At 63.5% G+C, this 13,251-nt stretch carries 17 protein-coding genes; 5 read left to right on the forward strand and 12 right to left on the reverse strand.

Annotated elements, in window-relative coordinates; translation table 11 throughout:
* Nucleotide 1: 1 nt before the first annotated feature.
* The gene (locus ACFQL3_RS14630; RefSeq protein ID WP_377055573.1) at nt 2–172 is read right to left on the reverse strand and encodes a hypothetical protein; all 171 of its coding nucleotides are present in this window, start codon (nt 170–172) and stop codon (nt 2–4) included.
* A gap of 139 nt (nt 173–311) precedes the next feature.
* Here ACFQL3_RS14630 and ACFQL3_RS14635 point away from each other — a divergent pair, with 139 nt between their 5' ends.
* A complete protein-coding gene (locus ACFQL3_RS14635) occupies nt 312–1,490 on the forward strand; it encodes an ABC transporter ATP-binding protein (RefSeq protein ID WP_377055576.1) in 1,179 nt (392 codons plus the stop codon).
* 43 nt (nt 1,491–1,533) lie between these two features.
* A complete protein-coding gene (locus ACFQL3_RS14640) occupies nt 1,534–2,160 on the forward strand; it encodes a universal stress protein (RefSeq protein WP_377055578.1) in 627 nt (208 codons plus the stop codon).
* Nucleotides 2,161–2,192: 32 nt separating this feature from the next.
* On the opposite strand, the gene ACFQL3_RS14645 is transcribed toward ACFQL3_RS14640, so the two are convergent.
* The 3 genes from ACFQL3_RS14645 to ACFQL3_RS14655 all read right to left on the reverse strand — a co-directional run bounded on the left by ACFQL3_RS14645 (nt 2,193) and on the right by ACFQL3_RS14655 (nt 3,696).
* Nucleotides 2,193–2,813, reverse strand: a complete 621-nt coding sequence (locus ACFQL3_RS14645) for a GNAT family N-acetyltransferase (protein ID WP_377055580.1) — start codon at nt 2,811–2,813, stop codon at nt 2,193–2,195.
* An 89-nt stretch (nt 2,814–2,902) separates the two neighbouring features.
* On the reverse strand, nt 2,903–3,271 hold the full coding sequence (locus ACFQL3_RS14650) for a hypothetical protein (RefSeq protein WP_377055582.1): 369 nt from the start codon (nt 3,269–3,271) through the stop codon (nt 2,903–2,905).
* Between the two features lie 56 nt (nt 3,272–3,327).
* On the reverse strand, nt 3,328–3,696 hold the full coding sequence (locus ACFQL3_RS14655; protein WP_377055584.1) for a hypothetical protein: 369 nt from the start codon (nt 3,694–3,696) through the stop codon (nt 3,328–3,330).
* Between the two features lie 417 nt (nt 3,697–4,113).
* On the opposite strand from ACFQL3_RS14655, the gene ACFQL3_RS14660 reads away from it, so the two are divergent.
* Entirely contained in the window at nt 4,114–4,497 is a 384-nt protein-coding gene (locus ACFQL3_RS14660) for an HTH domain-containing protein (RefSeq protein ID WP_377055586.1), read from the forward strand.
* An 11-nt stretch (nt 4,498–4,508) separates the two neighbouring features.
* On the opposite strand, the gene ACFQL3_RS14665 is transcribed toward ACFQL3_RS14660, so the two are convergent.
* The 6 genes from ACFQL3_RS14665 to ACFQL3_RS14690 all read right to left on the reverse strand — a co-directional run bounded on the left by ACFQL3_RS14665 (nt 4,509) and on the right by ACFQL3_RS14690 (nt 9,514).
* Nucleotides 4,509–5,207 (reverse strand): helix-turn-helix domain-containing protein, encoded by a 699-nt coding sequence (locus ACFQL3_RS14665; protein ID WP_377055588.1) that lies wholly within the window; start codon nt 5,205–5,207, stop codon nt 4,509–4,511.
* A 94-nt stretch (nt 5,208–5,301) separates the two neighbouring features.
* Entirely contained in the window at nt 5,302–5,607 is a 306-nt protein-coding gene (locus tag ACFQL3_RS14670; protein WP_377055590.1) for a ferredoxin family protein, read from the reverse strand.
* Nucleotides 5,604–6,965, reverse strand: a complete 1,362-nt coding sequence (locus tag ACFQL3_RS14675; RefSeq protein ID WP_377055592.1) for an FAD-dependent oxidoreductase — start codon at nt 6,963–6,965, stop codon at nt 5,604–5,606. Before ACFQL3_RS14675 ends, ACFQL3_RS14670 begins: the two co-directional genes overlap by 4 nt.
* Nucleotides 6,966–7,020: 55 nt before the next feature.
* On the reverse strand, nt 7,021–8,037 hold the full coding sequence (locus ACFQL3_RS14680; RefSeq protein ID WP_377055595.1) for an electron transfer flavoprotein subunit alpha/FixB family protein: 1,017 nt from the start codon (nt 8,035–8,037) through the stop codon (nt 7,021–7,023).
* Nucleotides 8,038–8,826 carry an electron transfer flavoprotein subunit beta/FixA family protein gene (locus ACFQL3_RS14685; RefSeq protein WP_377055597.1) on the reverse strand — a complete coding sequence of 263 codons (789 nt, stop codon included), beginning with the start codon at nt 8,824–8,826 and terminating at the stop codon, nt 8,038–8,040.
* A gap of 145 nt (nt 8,827–8,971) precedes the next feature.
* Nucleotides 8,972–9,514: an HIT family protein gene (locus ACFQL3_RS14690; RefSeq protein WP_377055599.1), complete on the reverse strand. Its 543-nt coding sequence runs from the start codon at nt 9,512–9,514 to the stop codon at nt 8,972–8,974.
* 224 nt (nt 9,515–9,738) lie between these two features.
* On the opposite strand from ACFQL3_RS14690, the gene ACFQL3_RS14695 reads away from it, so the two are divergent.
* Nucleotides 9,739–9,939 (forward strand): hypothetical protein, encoded by a 201-nt coding sequence (locus ACFQL3_RS14695; RefSeq protein WP_377055601.1) that lies wholly within the window; start codon nt 9,739–9,741, stop codon nt 9,937–9,939.
* Here the strand turns inward: ACFQL3_RS14695 and map are convergent.
* Together map and ACFQL3_RS14705 are read right to left on the reverse strand one after the other, a co-directional pair.
* On the reverse strand, nt 9,936–10,832 hold the full coding sequence (gene map / locus ACFQL3_RS14700) for a type II methionyl aminopeptidase (protein WP_377055603.1): 897 nt from the start codon (nt 10,830–10,832) through the stop codon (nt 9,936–9,938). The genes ACFQL3_RS14695 and map overlap by 4 nt on opposite strands.
* A 31-nt stretch (nt 10,833–10,863) precedes the next feature.
* The gene (locus ACFQL3_RS14705) at nt 10,864–11,763 is read right to left on the reverse strand and encodes an isoaspartyl peptidase/L-asparaginase (protein WP_377055606.1); all 900 of its coding nucleotides are present in this window, start codon (nt 11,761–11,763) and stop codon (nt 10,864–10,866) included.
* Between the two features lie 144 nt (nt 11,764–11,907).
* Between ACFQL3_RS14705 and icd the strand changes: the two genes are divergently transcribed.
* Nucleotides 11,908–13,170 (forward strand): isocitrate dehydrogenase (NADP(+)), encoded by a 1,263-nt coding sequence (icd, locus tag ACFQL3_RS14710; RefSeq protein WP_377055608.1) that lies wholly within the window; start codon nt 11,908–11,910, stop codon nt 13,168–13,170.
* Nucleotides 13,171–13,251 lie beyond the last annotated feature (81 nt).

A 13,251-nucleotide genomic window follows, 5' to 3' on the forward strand; every position in this document is an offset into this window, starting at 1 on the left:
CTCAGAACTGCTGGGTCGGCCCGCCCCAGGACGGATCGGTGTCGACGGCACACTCGACACAGATCCCCATATCCTCCTGATAATGTGTTCGGCAGACCATCGCTCCACAGTTGCGACACTGATCGACTGACTGCGCTTGCTCACAGACCTCACAGAGGCCAGTCACGCTCATACGAATGATACCGAGGCGCACGATATTAATTGGCAATGGTCAGAACGCCCCAGAACTCTTCTCAGACGCTGGGAATCGCCGGCCCGTTAAACAGGAAAACGCGCTGAGATACTGGTACGAACAGCACCCGGGTGACACAATGGCTACGTCTAGACAACACGAAGAGATCGTCGGGGAACCGTCGGAACAGAGACAGCGTTCGGCCGACCGACAGGAGAGCGAGACGCCGACCGCCGATCGAACGATTCTGACACTCGACAGTGCAACCAAGCGCTACGGTCCCGAAGTCGCCGTCGACGAACTATCGCTGTCGGTGGTCGACGGGGAGTTCATCACGCTACTGGGGCCGTCAGGCTGTGGCAAGTCGACCACGCTGCGACTGATTGCCGGCCTCGAACGCCCCGACGAAGGGGCGGTCCGGATCGACGGCGAGACGGCCGCCGAGGCCGGTGACGGACCCTTCGTTCCCCCGGAGAACCGCAACGTCGGCGTCGTCTTTCAGGACTTCGCGCTCTTTCCGCACATGACCGCCGCCGAGAACGTCGCGTTCGGCATCGAGGACCTGCCCGACGCCGAACGGGACGGGCGCGTCGAAGACCTGCTCGAACTCGTCGGTCTGGCCGACCAGGGCGACTCCCGGCCGGAGGCGCTCTCGGGGGGCCAGCAACAGCGCGTCGCGCTCGCACGGGCGCTCGCCCCCGAACCGGAGATTCTCCTGCTCGACGAACCGTTCTCGAACCTCGACGTGGATCTGCGCGTCGAGATGCGCGAGGAGGTCCGACGGATCGTCAAAGATACCGGCGTGACAGCGGTCTCTGTCACTCACGACCAGGAGGAGGCGCTGTCGATCAGTGACCGCGTCGCCGTGATGCACGAGGGAGAACTCGAGCAGGTCGGTGCGCCCGAAGCCGTCTTCCAGCGACCGACGTCTCGCTTCGTCGCGAACTTCCTCGGCCACGCCAGTTTTCTCTCCGGCTACGTTCAGGGAGACGAGGTCGAGACGTCTGTCGATAGCCTCCCCCGCGAGCAGGTCCACGGCCTGCAGTCCGAGTACGACCACACCGAACTCGACGTACTGGTCCGGCCCGACGACGTGCTCACGACGTGCAACTGCAACGGTGAGGCCGACGGCGTGATCACATACCGACGCTATCTCGGCCCGACCGTACTGTACCGCGTCGAACTCGATAGCGGCGAGACGGTACAGTGTATGCACAACCACAGCGAGAAACTCGAACTCGGCGACCGGGTCGACGTGGGACTCGTTGCCGATCACGAACTGGTCTGGTTCCCCGTCGAGGACGACGCCGGAGCCTGATCGGGTCCACATCGTTTTGTATCCGATCCCCATAGAGTGGGGTATGTACAGACGAATCCTGCTGCCGACCGACGGGAGCGCGGGGAGTCAGCGGGCGCTCGAGCACGCCGTAGCACTGGCTGACGAGGTCGGAGCGACGATCCACGCGGTCTACGTCGTCAACACGAGCGAGTACGACGAACTCGAGGGGAACTCTACCGACGAACTGGAGCGGACCGGCGAGACCGCCCTCGATGGAGTCCAGCGGACCTGTGGACGGGTTGGCGTGGACGTCGAGACGGAGTTACGGCACGGGGCTCCACACGAGGAGATCCTGGCGGCCGCCGACGATGCAGCGGCGGACGCCATCGTGATGGGCACCCATGGTCGGACGGGGATCGACAGGCTCCTCGTGGGAAGCGTCACAGAGCGGATCGTCAGGGAATCGCCGATTCCGGTAACGACGGTTCGCGTCTCCGAGGAGACGAGCGCGATCGATTCTCCCGAGCGCGCGCTCGAACGCGCTCGTGAGGCGGTCGAAGAGGCCGGTCACGACGAGATCAAAGTGGTCGACGACCCCTATCGGGGAACCAGTTTCTGGATCGTTCCGATGGAGCTAGAAGGGGGTGATGCGCGGGTGCATATCGACGCGGCGACGGGGGGTATCCGTATCGCATCCCCGGAGAACTGAGACTGGAACCGATCGACAACGAAAGGAACGTGTTAGCTGCGGACGATTGGGGGGTGACGAGTCGCGAGTGCGCTCGACGAGGAGAGTTCGAGCCGCATCTCGAAGGAGGGGGCACGGCGGCCGATCCCTGTGCGGTCAGAGGTCTGCTCGACTCGCTCGAAACCGAGGCGCTCGTACATCGAGATTGCTCTTCGGTTCGAGGGTTCGACTTCGAGGACGAGCGCATCGCGAGCGGCGGCCGACGCGCTCGCGATGATGTGTTTGCAGAGCTCTGTGCCGATCCCGCGGGACTGGTAGTCCTGATGAACGAAGACGGCTAGCTCCGGTTCGGGCTCGTGGGTTGGCATGTAGACGGCGTGGCCGGCGATATCGCCGTCCGCAGTCGCGACGAAGTTGCCACCGTCGGCGACGAGCATGTCGACCCACTCCGCCCGGCGCTCGTCGGTCAGTGGCGGCAAGCCCTGCGCTCGGTCCGTGGAATCGAACTTTCGATACATCTCGAGGAGCACCTCCCGGTCGTCGGTGTCGTAGGGCCGGACGGTCCAGGCCGACCCAGTCGCGTCGACGAAGCGCGGACAGCGTGCCGGGCAGTGGGCGGTCCCTTCGCACTCGGACGGGTCCCAGTACTCACAGCTGCTGGTGTTCGATCCCATGATGGGAGATTCGTCTGGACGCGTCATAAGCCGATAGCTCGGTCTCAGAAACTGAGAACGAATCAAGCACCCATGAACTGGCGCGCCCATCAGTGCTCTGGCAGCAGCTCCGACAGTGGGACAGCAGCCGCCGCCTCGGGGTCGAGCGTCGCGACGACGCCGCTGTCCTCGGTGACGGGCGCGTGGAGTACCAGCACGTCCTCGTAGCTGTAGACGGTCGCGGTGTGTTCGCCGTAGGGGCCGCCGACGGGCTGATAGCCGGTCGTTCGTTTGAGGACGGGGAGTTTCTTCTCGGGTGGGATCCCGTCTTTCGCTCCCGGGTTCATACGCTGTATTTCGATACTTCCCTCGTCGTACCGGACGACAGCACGAAGATAATCGCCGCAGATCCGGTCTAACTGCGTATCTAGTTCCGCCGCCAGTTCCTCAGCAGTCGTCCGATCAGTCGTTGATGACATGGTGTTCGGTATTGCTGGAGTCGCGTCCATTTGCTTTCGGGGCGATGGGGGTCGGTTTACCGCGATAACTGCCCGGGAGAGGTCGGCTCTGTAGTCGAAGCGACAGACACCGATCCGTAGCCGCCCAGTGAGACCGCACCCGGTTGCCACCGAGCAGTCTCGACCCGCGTACAGACCGAGCGAAGCGCGTCGAGCGTCGCGCGGTGGTCCTCACCGGTGGTGAATCGGTCGAGTGTCTGCCGGTCCGCGAACTCGAACTGCAGTCGGACACACGTCCCGTCGACGGCGCTCATCGGACGGAAGCCAGCCAGCCCATCGACGGCAATCCACCGGACCACCGCATCGGAGACGAGTTCGCGGTACTGCTGCTCACGTTCGGGGTCGATCTCGCAGGTCAGTTCGTACCGGTAGCCGCCGGTGTTCATTATCGAAATCCCCCGGGCGGGCCAGCAGGTCCGTCGCGGTGCAATCGGCGAGCGTTGAGGGGATGCCCGGTCATATCATACAGTATCACAGCCAGATCAATCGGAACTACGCTGTATATTGGAGGGTTTAATACCGGTGGGAGTGATGACTCGGCTAGTTCCTGTGGATCTCCTGGATTACGTACGTGCTCGGCGATCTGGACGCGTCGGTCGTCCAATACGTCGGCGTCGCGGTCACCTACGGCCTCGAAGCGCTCTAGCACCGGGTCGGCCCCTGGACGACGGTATCGATAGAGGGCACCTCCAGTGAGACCGAAGAATCGACGGACAGGACGCCGACCGTCCTGAACTGCCGACGGATAAACAACTGTATATTACAGCCAAACGGTGTTGGCGAAGTAGATACACAGTACTGGTATGAGCCGCACCTCCCAGCTCTACTCGGACGGCGGGACCAACGAGCGCGAGATACGCGAATGCTTCGAGCCGAAGCTTGTCGTCGAGTTACTCAACGACGACGAGGCCCTCAAACTGTTCCGAACGGCAACGGAGCCGATGACGATCCAACAACTCACCGAGGAGTGCAACATCTCGCAGTCGACTGCCTACAGGAAAGTTGAGAAACTGAACGACGCCGGATTGCTGGTCGAAACGACAGCAAAGCGCCCGGACGGCGACCCGCCTGCACGGTACAAACAGCGCGCACCCGCGGTGACAGTAACGGTCTCAGACGACGTCGACGCCGTCTGTGCCGATCTGCTATCCGGGATCGAAACTGCCGAAACCCGACCAGAGGAGTAGCGTCCGCCCTCTCACTCGTCTGTTGCTGCCCCGGCCGCCGTCGAGGTTGTACGCCCGACGCCATCTTCTGACTGAAGTAATCCGACGACGAGTTTCGAGGCGACCGCGTTCAGTCGCTGAGATGCCGCTGATTTCGAGACGCCGAGTTCGTCAGCGACGTCGCCGAGGTCGGCCTCGCGAGGCGTCTCGTAGTAGCCGAGTTCGTACGCAAAGCGGATCGCTTCACGCTGTTTGTCGGTGACGACGCTGTCGGCCGCGGTAGAGCCCCCACCGCCCCCGGAATCCATATCGACCAGACGCTGGAGACGAACAGTCGCCCCGGACTCACGGAGTTCCGCGACGATGTTCCGTAGCTCTTCGCGGCCGCGGATCGTCAGCGAAAAAACGAGTTCGTTGCCCTGGACATCCTCTATGTCGGAGACGCAGGCGTGGTTCTGGAAGATCCGACAGGCACACGATTCCGTGACTTTCTTGCTGAGAAGGTGCGGCTGTGTCGACGCGTCGCTGGACGGCGTTACTTCCGCGTGACACTCACAGGAACGGTCGTCGCGGTTGCTGTCCGGGTAGGAGAGTGACTGGCGGACTGATTCGGACTCGGACGCCGCCGAGAGCAACTCGCATCCTGCACTCGACGGAGGTTCGACCCTGAGACGAGCGCGGAGCGTGTCGACCTCCTCGGAGGCAGGGTCGGCACCGGGGGCTGCGGTCATACTCCGTCCTATGTGTGCCTCTTTTGAATGGGGGGTGGGTCGTTCCCATGGAGTGAGAAAAGCTAGAGTCACAGTGGAAACCGCAGAGAGCGCGCTACCCGTGGCTGTAGGTGACGCCGGAGCCGTTCTCGGGATAGGTCCAGACGACGTTGTTGTGCGGGCAGGCGAACCGACAGCTGCTACATTCCAGGCAGTTCTCGTAGGCGATCTGCGGGACGCCGTCCTCGCCCTCGCGCCAGACGTCGGCCGGGCAGACGTCGACGCAGTCATCGGTACGACAGCGTTCCTCACAGATGCCCGGGACTTTGACGTCGAGATGTGATTCGCCGGGATCCTCGTACTTGACAGTGTACAGTCGGTCTTCGAGCGATGCGTTGTCTACGGATTGTTGCGTGCTCATGAGGTCATCACCTTCCGGTACCGCCAGGCCAGTTTCGCTGCGCCTCTCCAGCCGCCGACCGTCTGGAGGATCCGGTCTTTCGCGTCTTCGGCGTGCTCGGCTTTCGGTTCGCGATCGATCGTGAAATACTCCTCGCTGGCGTCTGCGATCGCTCGCGGCAGATCACGGAAGAGGAGGTCCTTGTCCTCGACTGCCGTCTCCATCAGCCATTCGTAACGTTCGAGGTTCTTGACGACGAAGGAGTCTTCCAGATTCTGTGGGTACTCCATCAGCGCGTTCGGGTCCGTGCGGTCGTTCGCCAGCGCCGTGATGATGGCGTTCCCCGCGTGGTAGCCGCTCTCGACGGCCATGTTGGTTCCTTCGAGATGGACGCCGTTGTTCAGGACCAGTCCCGCAGTGTCCCCGACGAGCACCGCGCCGTCGTGGACGAGATCCGGGATGGCGTCCGCACCGCCCTCCGGAATCGTTTTCGCGGAGTACTCCACAGTACGGCCGCCCCGGACCAGCGGTGCGACCGCCGGATGGGACTTGAACTGGTTGAGCGTCTCCTCGGGCTTTGCCTGCGTCGTCACCGCGTCCTCGATCCGGTAGGCGAGGCCGATGCTTACCGTGTCGTCGTTGGTGTAGATGAACGCGCCACCGAAGGAGTCGCCGACGGCGCCATCGCCGAAGTAGTGATAGGCGGCGCCGGACTCGTCGGTCAGTCGGAACCGCTCTTCGATCTCGTTTCCGTTGCCCGGGAACTCGATGACCTCCTTGACAGCCACCGCAACGTCCTCGCGCGGCGATTTGTCCTTGAGATCGGCACCTTCGGCGACCAGCGAGTTGCCACCTTCCGCGAGCACGACCATCGGCGCACGCAGTTCGCCATCCGGTCGGTCGGTGTCGACGCCGACGATCCGGCCATCCTCGCGAATCAGATCGGTGACGGTCGTTTCGGTGATCAGCGTCGTCCCCGCTTCGACCGCCTGCTCGGCGAACCACTCGTCGAAGTCGCCGCGCAAGACGGTGTAGGAGTCGTTGTGTGGCTCCTGGTGCCACTGGTTCGGTTTGATCGAGACTGCCGTCTCGTCCTCTGGCGAGAGCATGCCGAACCGCTTCTCGCCGACGTATCGCTCCAGCGGTGCGTCGTCGATATCGGTCAGTTCGCGGATGGTCGGCGTGTACAGCACGCCGCCGAAGACGTTTTTCGCACCGGGGTAGGCGCCACGCTCGATCATGATCACGTCGAGACCGGCCTGGGCCATCGTCAGCGCCGAGGCGCTCCCGGCGGGGCCGGCACCGACGACTATCGCGTCGAACTCCTCGTCGTAGCTGGGATCAGCGGGCGGTTTCGCTCGCTCGGAATCTTCGCTCATGCGATCACCTCCGGAGCGGGGATCCGGCGTACTCGCACTCGTTCGTTATGCTCTCTCATGCGATCACCTCCGCTGGATCGTCGACGTCCTCTAACTGTTCGACCAGTTCGGGGCAGACTTCGAAGAGGTCGCCGACGATTCCGTAGTCGGCGTGCTCGAAGATCGGTGCGTTCGGGTCGTTGTTGATAGCGACGACGACGTCGCTATCGTTCAGCCCCTCGATGTGCTGGACGGCACCGCTGATACCGACGGCGACGTAGAGGTCCGGCCGGACGGTTTTCCCGGTCTGACCGACCTGTCGTGCGCCGTCGATCCAGCCTTCGTCGACCGCCGCGCGACTCGCGGCGAGTTCCGCATCGAGCGCATCCGCCAGTTCAGCGACCGGTCCGACATCGCCCTCGACGCCGCGACCGGCCGCGACGACGCGGTCGGCGTCGGTGATATCGGCAGTGTCGCCGACCTCGCGTTCGACGACCTCGGAGACCGTGTCCTCCTCGTCGACGATAACCTCGACGTCCTCGATCTCGCCCTCGTGATCGGGTTCGGGTTCGGCAGTCGCGAAGACGCCGGGACGGATCGTCGCCATCTGCGGGCGGTGGCGCTCGCACTTGATCGTCGCCAGCACGTTGCCGCCGAACGCCGGTCGACGGGCTTCGAGATGGCCGTCCTCATCGATGCCGAGTTCCGTACAGTCGGCGGTGAGTCCCGCGTACGCGGGAACAGCGACCCGACCGGCGAAGTCGCGGCCGGTGTGGGTCCCGCCGATCAGCACCACGTCGGGTTCGCGTTCCTCGACGAGGTGGCGGAACTGCTCGCCGTAGGGGTCCGCACGGTAGGGCTCGAACACCGGGTCGTCGGCGACGAGTACCCTGTCCGCGCCGCGCTCGATGGCTTCCTCGGCGACGTCGTCGAGGTCCTCGCCGATTGCGAGCGCAACGAGCTCTTCATCGAGTTCGTCAGCGAGCGATTTGGCCTCCGAGAGCAACTCCCAGGAGACGGGCGCGACCTCGCCGTCGTGTTCCTCGATGAACACCCAGACGTCAGAGTGATCCTCGATATCTACGTCCGACATCTAGACCACCTCCTCCTCGACGAGCGTTTCGAGCAGTTCCTCGGCCGAATCGAGCCGCTCCTGTTCGCGTTCGACCGGATCGACGGTCTCCATCCCGCCGACCTGTGTGGGCGAGGCGGCAAGCCCGACCCGATCAGTATCGATCGGGAGGTCCTCGGCAGTGACCTCGCGGGCCTCGAACTCGGTCTCGGCGTAGATCTTTCTGTGGAGTCCGGCGGGCCGTGGCTCGTTCTCGCCGTAGGCGAAGGCGATAACGACCGGTAGGTCCGCAGCGACGTATTCGTGACCGCCCTCGACGTCACGTTTGGCCACGATCTGATCGTCCTCGAACCGGGGGTCTAGCTCTTCGGCGTAGGTTAGCTGGGCCCAGCCGTTGTGGGCGGCGATCCCCGGCGGGACCTGACCGGTGGAGGAGTCCGTCGTCTCCTCGCCAGCGAGCACGACATCCGCGTCGAGATACTCGGCCGTCGCCGCGAGCACGAGACTCGTCGGCCACGTGTCGCTCCCGGCGAACGCACGGTCGGTGACGAGCACCGCATCGTCACAGCCCATCGCGACTGCCTCTTCGAGAACTGGCGTCGCCTGTGGCGGGCCCATCGTCACGGCGATGACTTCCGCATCCACCTCGTCTTTGATCGCTAACGCTGCCTCAAGAGCGTTTCTGTCCGGCCGATTCAGGATCGCATCCGCACCCGATCGATTGAGTGTCCCACTGTCAGGATCGATCGTTACGTCGTCCTCGTCGGGCACCTGCTTGATCCCTACTACGACGGTCCATTGATCAGTCATAGTAGCTGTTCACGGTGGCGGCTACGCCGTACCGGGCTATGAGGGGTCGAGACGCTTCCCAGCGATTGAGAAATCTATAGACGAAACGCAATATTCGACGGGGTTTTAAATACGCGGCCGGCCGCCGGAGACGCGATTTCGACGACTATTTGTCGATCAGTACTGCGGTTTCCGGTCCTGAAGCGGTCGCCTCGTCCTGCTGGGCGAACGCGTCGTGCAGTCGCTCGTAGGTGTCTTCGAGCGCTTCGACGATTACTTTCGTATCGCTGACGGTCGCCATGAAGTTCGTGTCCTCTTCCCAGCGCGGGACGACGTGCGTGTGAAGGTGGTCGTCGATGGACCCGCCAGCGCCGCTGCCGAGGTTCAGTCCGGTGTTGAACCCATCGGGGTTCAGTGCCGTCTCCAGTGCATTGAGAGTGCGCTGTTTCAACCGCGCGTGATCCGTCAGTACCGCCTCGTCCAGGTCGCCGTACTCCCCGGTGTGTCGGTGCGGGATCACCATCACGTGGCCGGGGTTGTACGGGTAGTTGTTGAGGAGTACGAACGCGTGCTCGCTCCGAGCGACGATCATGTTTCGCCGGTCTGCGTCCTGCTCCGGCAGTTCGCAGAAGACACACTCGTCGATGTCGTCCCGAGAGCTATCGCGTTCGACCCAATCGATTCGCCACGGCGCGAACACCTGCTCCATACGAGACAGTGTGGCCGCCCCGCACATATACTGTCGGCTATCGGACGACGCCGCGACGATCACGGTATGAAACCGGCGTTGTACTGTCTGAATCGTTTTTGAACGGTCTAAAGCTCTCTCGGCTCGTCTCGGCGAAAACCCACTGGCGTAGCCATAGCGGGGCGTTAAACGATCCATAACGGAGTGGGGTTTTTATATCTCTCTCAGGACTGGAAGCTGGTATAATGGCTATCACCGACGACTCCGTCGACGGCATCCACGAGTGCTGTGAGAGCTGTGGTCGGAAGACGAGACATCAGGTCTCGGTAGAGATCAAGACCGAAAGCAGAAAAGAAAAGAACGCGGAGTTTTCGCGCGAGCCCTACCGGGTGTCCGAGTGTCAGGCGTGCGGATCGCGGACCAGCCAGCGGATGAACAACGCCTAGTCCGTCGTCACTTCACAGCCCTCCGGCGTGACGATGATCGTATGCTCTTTCTGACTGACCAGACAGCCAGCGTCCTCTTTGAGCACCGGGTAGCCGTGGACGATATCCTGTGATTTGAGCCGTCGGAGCGCCATCTTCGCGCGGGAACTGTCGAGCCACCGCGTCGCGAAGGGGAGCGTTCGGAACTCTTCGGTGATCTGATCGAGTACCTGCCGGGCCTGTCGGTTCCGGACCGAGCCCTCCCGTTCGAGCGCGAAGATTTCCTCGTCGCCGCCCTCGCTGACTTTGCCCGAACCGTCGGTGGCGAACGGCTCGATTGCGACGACGTCGCCCACCTCCAGAGTAGTGCCCTGCGAGACGGCGCGGTTCGGAATCGTCGGCTCGGTGTGCTGTTCCCAGTGACCCAGTCCGTGGCCGGTGAGGTTGACGACGGGATTGTAGCCGTAGCCGTCGATGACCTCCTCGATCGCCCCGCCGATCTCGCCGGTCTGAACGCCGGGTTCGATCATCTCGAGGGCGGTGTCGAGCGCCTCAGCCGGGGCGTTCGCTAGCTCCGGATTGCCGGAGAGATCGACGGTGATCGCGGTGTCGGCCAGCCAGCCATCGACGCTGACGCCGATGTCGAGGTTGATCATCTCCTCGCCGAACGTCGACTCGTCGCCGATACTCGGCGTCGCGTGGGCCGCTTCCTCGTCGATACTGATGTTGACGGGGAAGGCGGGTTGGCCGCCGAGTTCGCGGATCCGGTCTTCGGCGAACTCGGCTACTTCGAGGTGACTCTCGCCGACCTCGACCCGCTCGACTGTCTCCGCGCGCACCTGAGAGAGGATCTCGCCAGCCTCGCGGTGTTTCTCGTACTGCTCGGATTCGAGATCGACGTCGGATGTTGCCATACAGGTATCTCGTCCGAGGGCGCAAAAGGCGTTACGCAGTATCGCCGGCGGATGACGAGTCCGTAGCGACGCTCGTCTGCATCGCGTCGCTGTTGTACGCGCTCCCAACGGTGCCGTCCGCGTCGGCGACGATGACGCCCGCGGAGTCGCCGGTCACGGTATCGAGTTCGTCGATCGCCCGGGTCGCCGCAGTCTCCGGATCGTCGCCGCTTTCGAGGTGGCCGACCGCCGCCCGGGCTACGCCGGTCCGGGCGATAGCTTCGCCCGCCCCGGTGGCGCTCGCACCCCCCGCGTCCGCCGCGAAAAAGCCCGCGCCGAGTTGTGGGACGTCACCGACACGGCCAGCGAGCGCGTACCAGCGCCCACCGGTCGACGTCGCCGCGGCGACCTGCCCCTCCTCGGCCGCGACTGCGCCGACCGTGTCGTGATCCTCGGGCGCTCGCGAGGACGTATCGCCGAAATGCTCCTCGATCCAGTCCAGTTGCTCGCTGGCCGGTCCCTCCGGCGGGGATTCCGACGCCCAGCGCTCTCGGGAGCGCTCGGACCAGAGGTCGACGTCGGTGTCGATTCCGTACTCGCCCGCGAGCGAGCGGGCGTGCTCGCCGGAGACGAACACGTGTGGCGTCTCTTCGAGGACGACTCGGGCAGCAGCGAGGGCGTGCTCGACACCCTCCATCGAGCAGACCGCGCCCGCCTTCCCGTCCTCGGTCATGACTCCCGCATCGGTCCGGATCGATCCGTCACTCTGGACGGCGCTCCCGATGCCGGCGTTGAACCGTGGCGACGTTTCGAGAACCTCTACCGCGCGCACGACGGCGTCCAGCGGAGCCGATTCGGTGACTCCTCGATCAGCCGCGTCGTCGAGCACTGCCTGTCTGGACTCGGGGGCTTTCGGCTCTTCGCCTGCGCCGCCGTGGACAATTACGTGCATACCACCATCGTGGAAATCGACTGCCTTCAGTACTTTCGTCCGGAGTTCCCGACCGGCGTCGAGAGGCCTACTGGTCGCAGTATTTGCGCCATCAGAAGCAAAAGACAGGGCTTTTAGCCCCAACCTGATTTCGTAGAAACGACCATGAGCTATGACAAGGTCGAAGTCCCCGAGGACGGGGAACCGATCACTCTCGCAGACGAGGAAACTGGCGAACTCGACGTGCCAGCAAACCCGATTATCCCTATTATTCACGGTGACGGGATCGGCACCGACGTCGGCCCGGCCGCACAGAAGGTACTTGACGCCGCTGCGGAAGCGACCGGCCGCTCGATCTCCTGGATGCGTCTCTACGCAGGCGAGTCCGCTCGTGAAAAGTATGACGAGAACCTCCCCGAGGACACCGTCAGTGCCATTCGCAACCACCGCGTGGCTATCAAGGGCCCGCTGACGACACCCGTCGGAGCGGGCTTTCGCTCGCTCAACGTCGCGCTCCGGCAGACGCTGGACATGTACGCCAACGTCCGGCCGACCTACTACATCGACGGCGTTCCCTCGCCCGTCAAATCCCCCGAGGAGATGGACATGATCACCTTCCGGGAGAACACCGAGGACGTCTACGCCGGCGTCGAATGGGAAGCCGGTACCGACGAAGTCGAACAGGTCCGTGACTTCCTCGAAGACGACATGGAGATCGCCGACGTCATCCACGATGGGCCGGTCGGCATCGGCGTCAAACCGATCTCCGAGTTCGGCTCCAAGCGACTGGTCCGCGAAGCGATCGACTACGCCCTCGCCAACGACCGCGATTCGGTGACCCTCGTCCACAAGGGTAACATCATGAAGTTCACCGAGGGAGCCTTCCGCGACTGGGGCTACGAGGTCGCCGAAGAGGAGTACGGCGAGGACGTCATCGTCGAGGACGATCTGTGGGAGGACTACGAGGGCGAACAGCCCGAGGGCACCGTTGTCGTGCAGGACCGCATCGCCGACAACATGCTCCAGCAGCTCCTCACCCGAACCGACGAGTACGAGGTCATCGCAACGATGAACCTCAACGGTGATTACATGTCCGACGCCGCCGGCGCACAGATCGGCGGGCTCGGCATCGCACCCGGCGCGAACTTCGGCCACGGCCGCTGTCTCGCCGAACCGGTTCACGGCTCCGCGCCCAAGTACGCCGGCGAGGACAAGGTCAACCCGACCGCGATGATCCTTTCGGGCCGCGAGATGCTCGATTATCTGGGCTGGTCCGACGCCGCAGACCTCATCCGGGACGCCGTTGAGGAGACCATCTCCTCGGGCACCGTTACCTACGACCTCGAACGACAGATCGAGGGCGGTACGAAGGTAGCGACCAGCGAGTTCGCCGAAGCAGTCATCGAGAACATCAAGAAACTCTCGTAGAGAGTTTCTCTGGCGCTCGCCCGTTGGGCGAGCACATCGAAAAGCTGTCGTAGACCGCTTTTCGAGCACCCGGAGATCAGA

It is taken from the genome of Natronoarchaeum sp. GCM10025321 (assembly GCF_042663585.1).
Taxonomy (GTDB): Archaea; Halobacteriota; Halobacteria; order Halobacteriales; family Natronoarchaeaceae; genus Natranaeroarchaeum.

Coding starts and splice junctions, on each gene's coding strand:
- ACFQL3_RS14630 (WP_377055573.1), bottom strand. CDS start 172: ATGAGCGTGACTGGCCTCTGTGAGGTCTGTGAGCAAGCGCAGTCAGTC.
- ACFQL3_RS14635 (WP_377055576.1), top strand. CDS start 312: ATGGCTACGTCTAGACAACACGAAGAGATCGTCGGGGAACCGTCGGAA.
- ACFQL3_RS14640 (WP_377055578.1), top strand. CDS start 1,534: ATGTACAGACGAATCCTGCTGCCGACCGACGGGAGCGCGGGGAGTCAG.
- ACFQL3_RS14645 (WP_377055580.1), bottom strand. CDS start 2,813: ATGGGATCGAACACCAGCAGCTGTGAGTACTGGGACCCGTCCGAGTGC.
- ACFQL3_RS14650 (WP_377055582.1), bottom strand. CDS start 3,271: ATGTCATCAACGACTGATCGGACGACTGCTGAGGAACTGGCGGCGGAA.
- ACFQL3_RS14655 (WP_377055584.1), bottom strand. CDS start 3,696: ATGAACACCGGCGGCTACCGGTACGAACTGACCTGCGAGATCGACCCC.
- ACFQL3_RS14660 (WP_377055586.1), top strand. CDS start 4,114: ATGAGCCGCACCTCCCAGCTCTACTCGGACGGCGGGACCAACGAGCGC.
- ACFQL3_RS14665 (WP_377055588.1), bottom strand. CDS start 5,207: ATGACCGCAGCCCCCGGTGCCGACCCTGCCTCCGAGGAGGTCGACACG.
- ACFQL3_RS14670 (WP_377055590.1), bottom strand. CDS start 5,607: ATGAGCACGCAACAATCCGTAGACAACGCATCGCTCGAAGACCGACTG.
- ACFQL3_RS14675 (WP_377055592.1), bottom strand. CDS start 6,965: ATGAGCGAAGATTCCGAGCGAGCGAAACCGCCCGCTGATCCCAGCTAC.
- ACFQL3_RS14680 (WP_377055595.1), bottom strand. CDS start 8,037: ATGTCGGACGTAGATATCGAGGATCACTCTGACGTCTGGGTGTTCATC.
- ACFQL3_RS14685 (WP_377055597.1), bottom strand. CDS start 8,826: ATGACTGATCAATGGACCGTCGTAGTAGGGATCAAGCAGGTGCCCGAC.
- ACFQL3_RS14690 (WP_377055599.1), bottom strand. CDS start 9,514: ATGGAGCAGGTGTTCGCGCCGTGGCGAATCGATTGGGTCGAACGCGAT.
- ACFQL3_RS14695 (WP_377055601.1), top strand. CDS start 9,739: ATGGCTATCACCGACGACTCCGTCGACGGCATCCACGAGTGCTGTGAG.
- map (WP_377055603.1), bottom strand. CDS start 10,832: ATGGCAACATCCGACGTCGATCTCGAATCCGAGCAGTACGAGAAACAC.
- ACFQL3_RS14705 (WP_377055606.1), bottom strand. CDS start 11,763: ATGCACGTAATTGTCCACGGCGGCGCAGGCGAAGAGCCGAAAGCCCCC.
- icd (WP_377055608.1), top strand. CDS start 11,908: ATGAGCTATGACAAGGTCGAAGTCCCCGAGGACGGGGAACCGATCACT.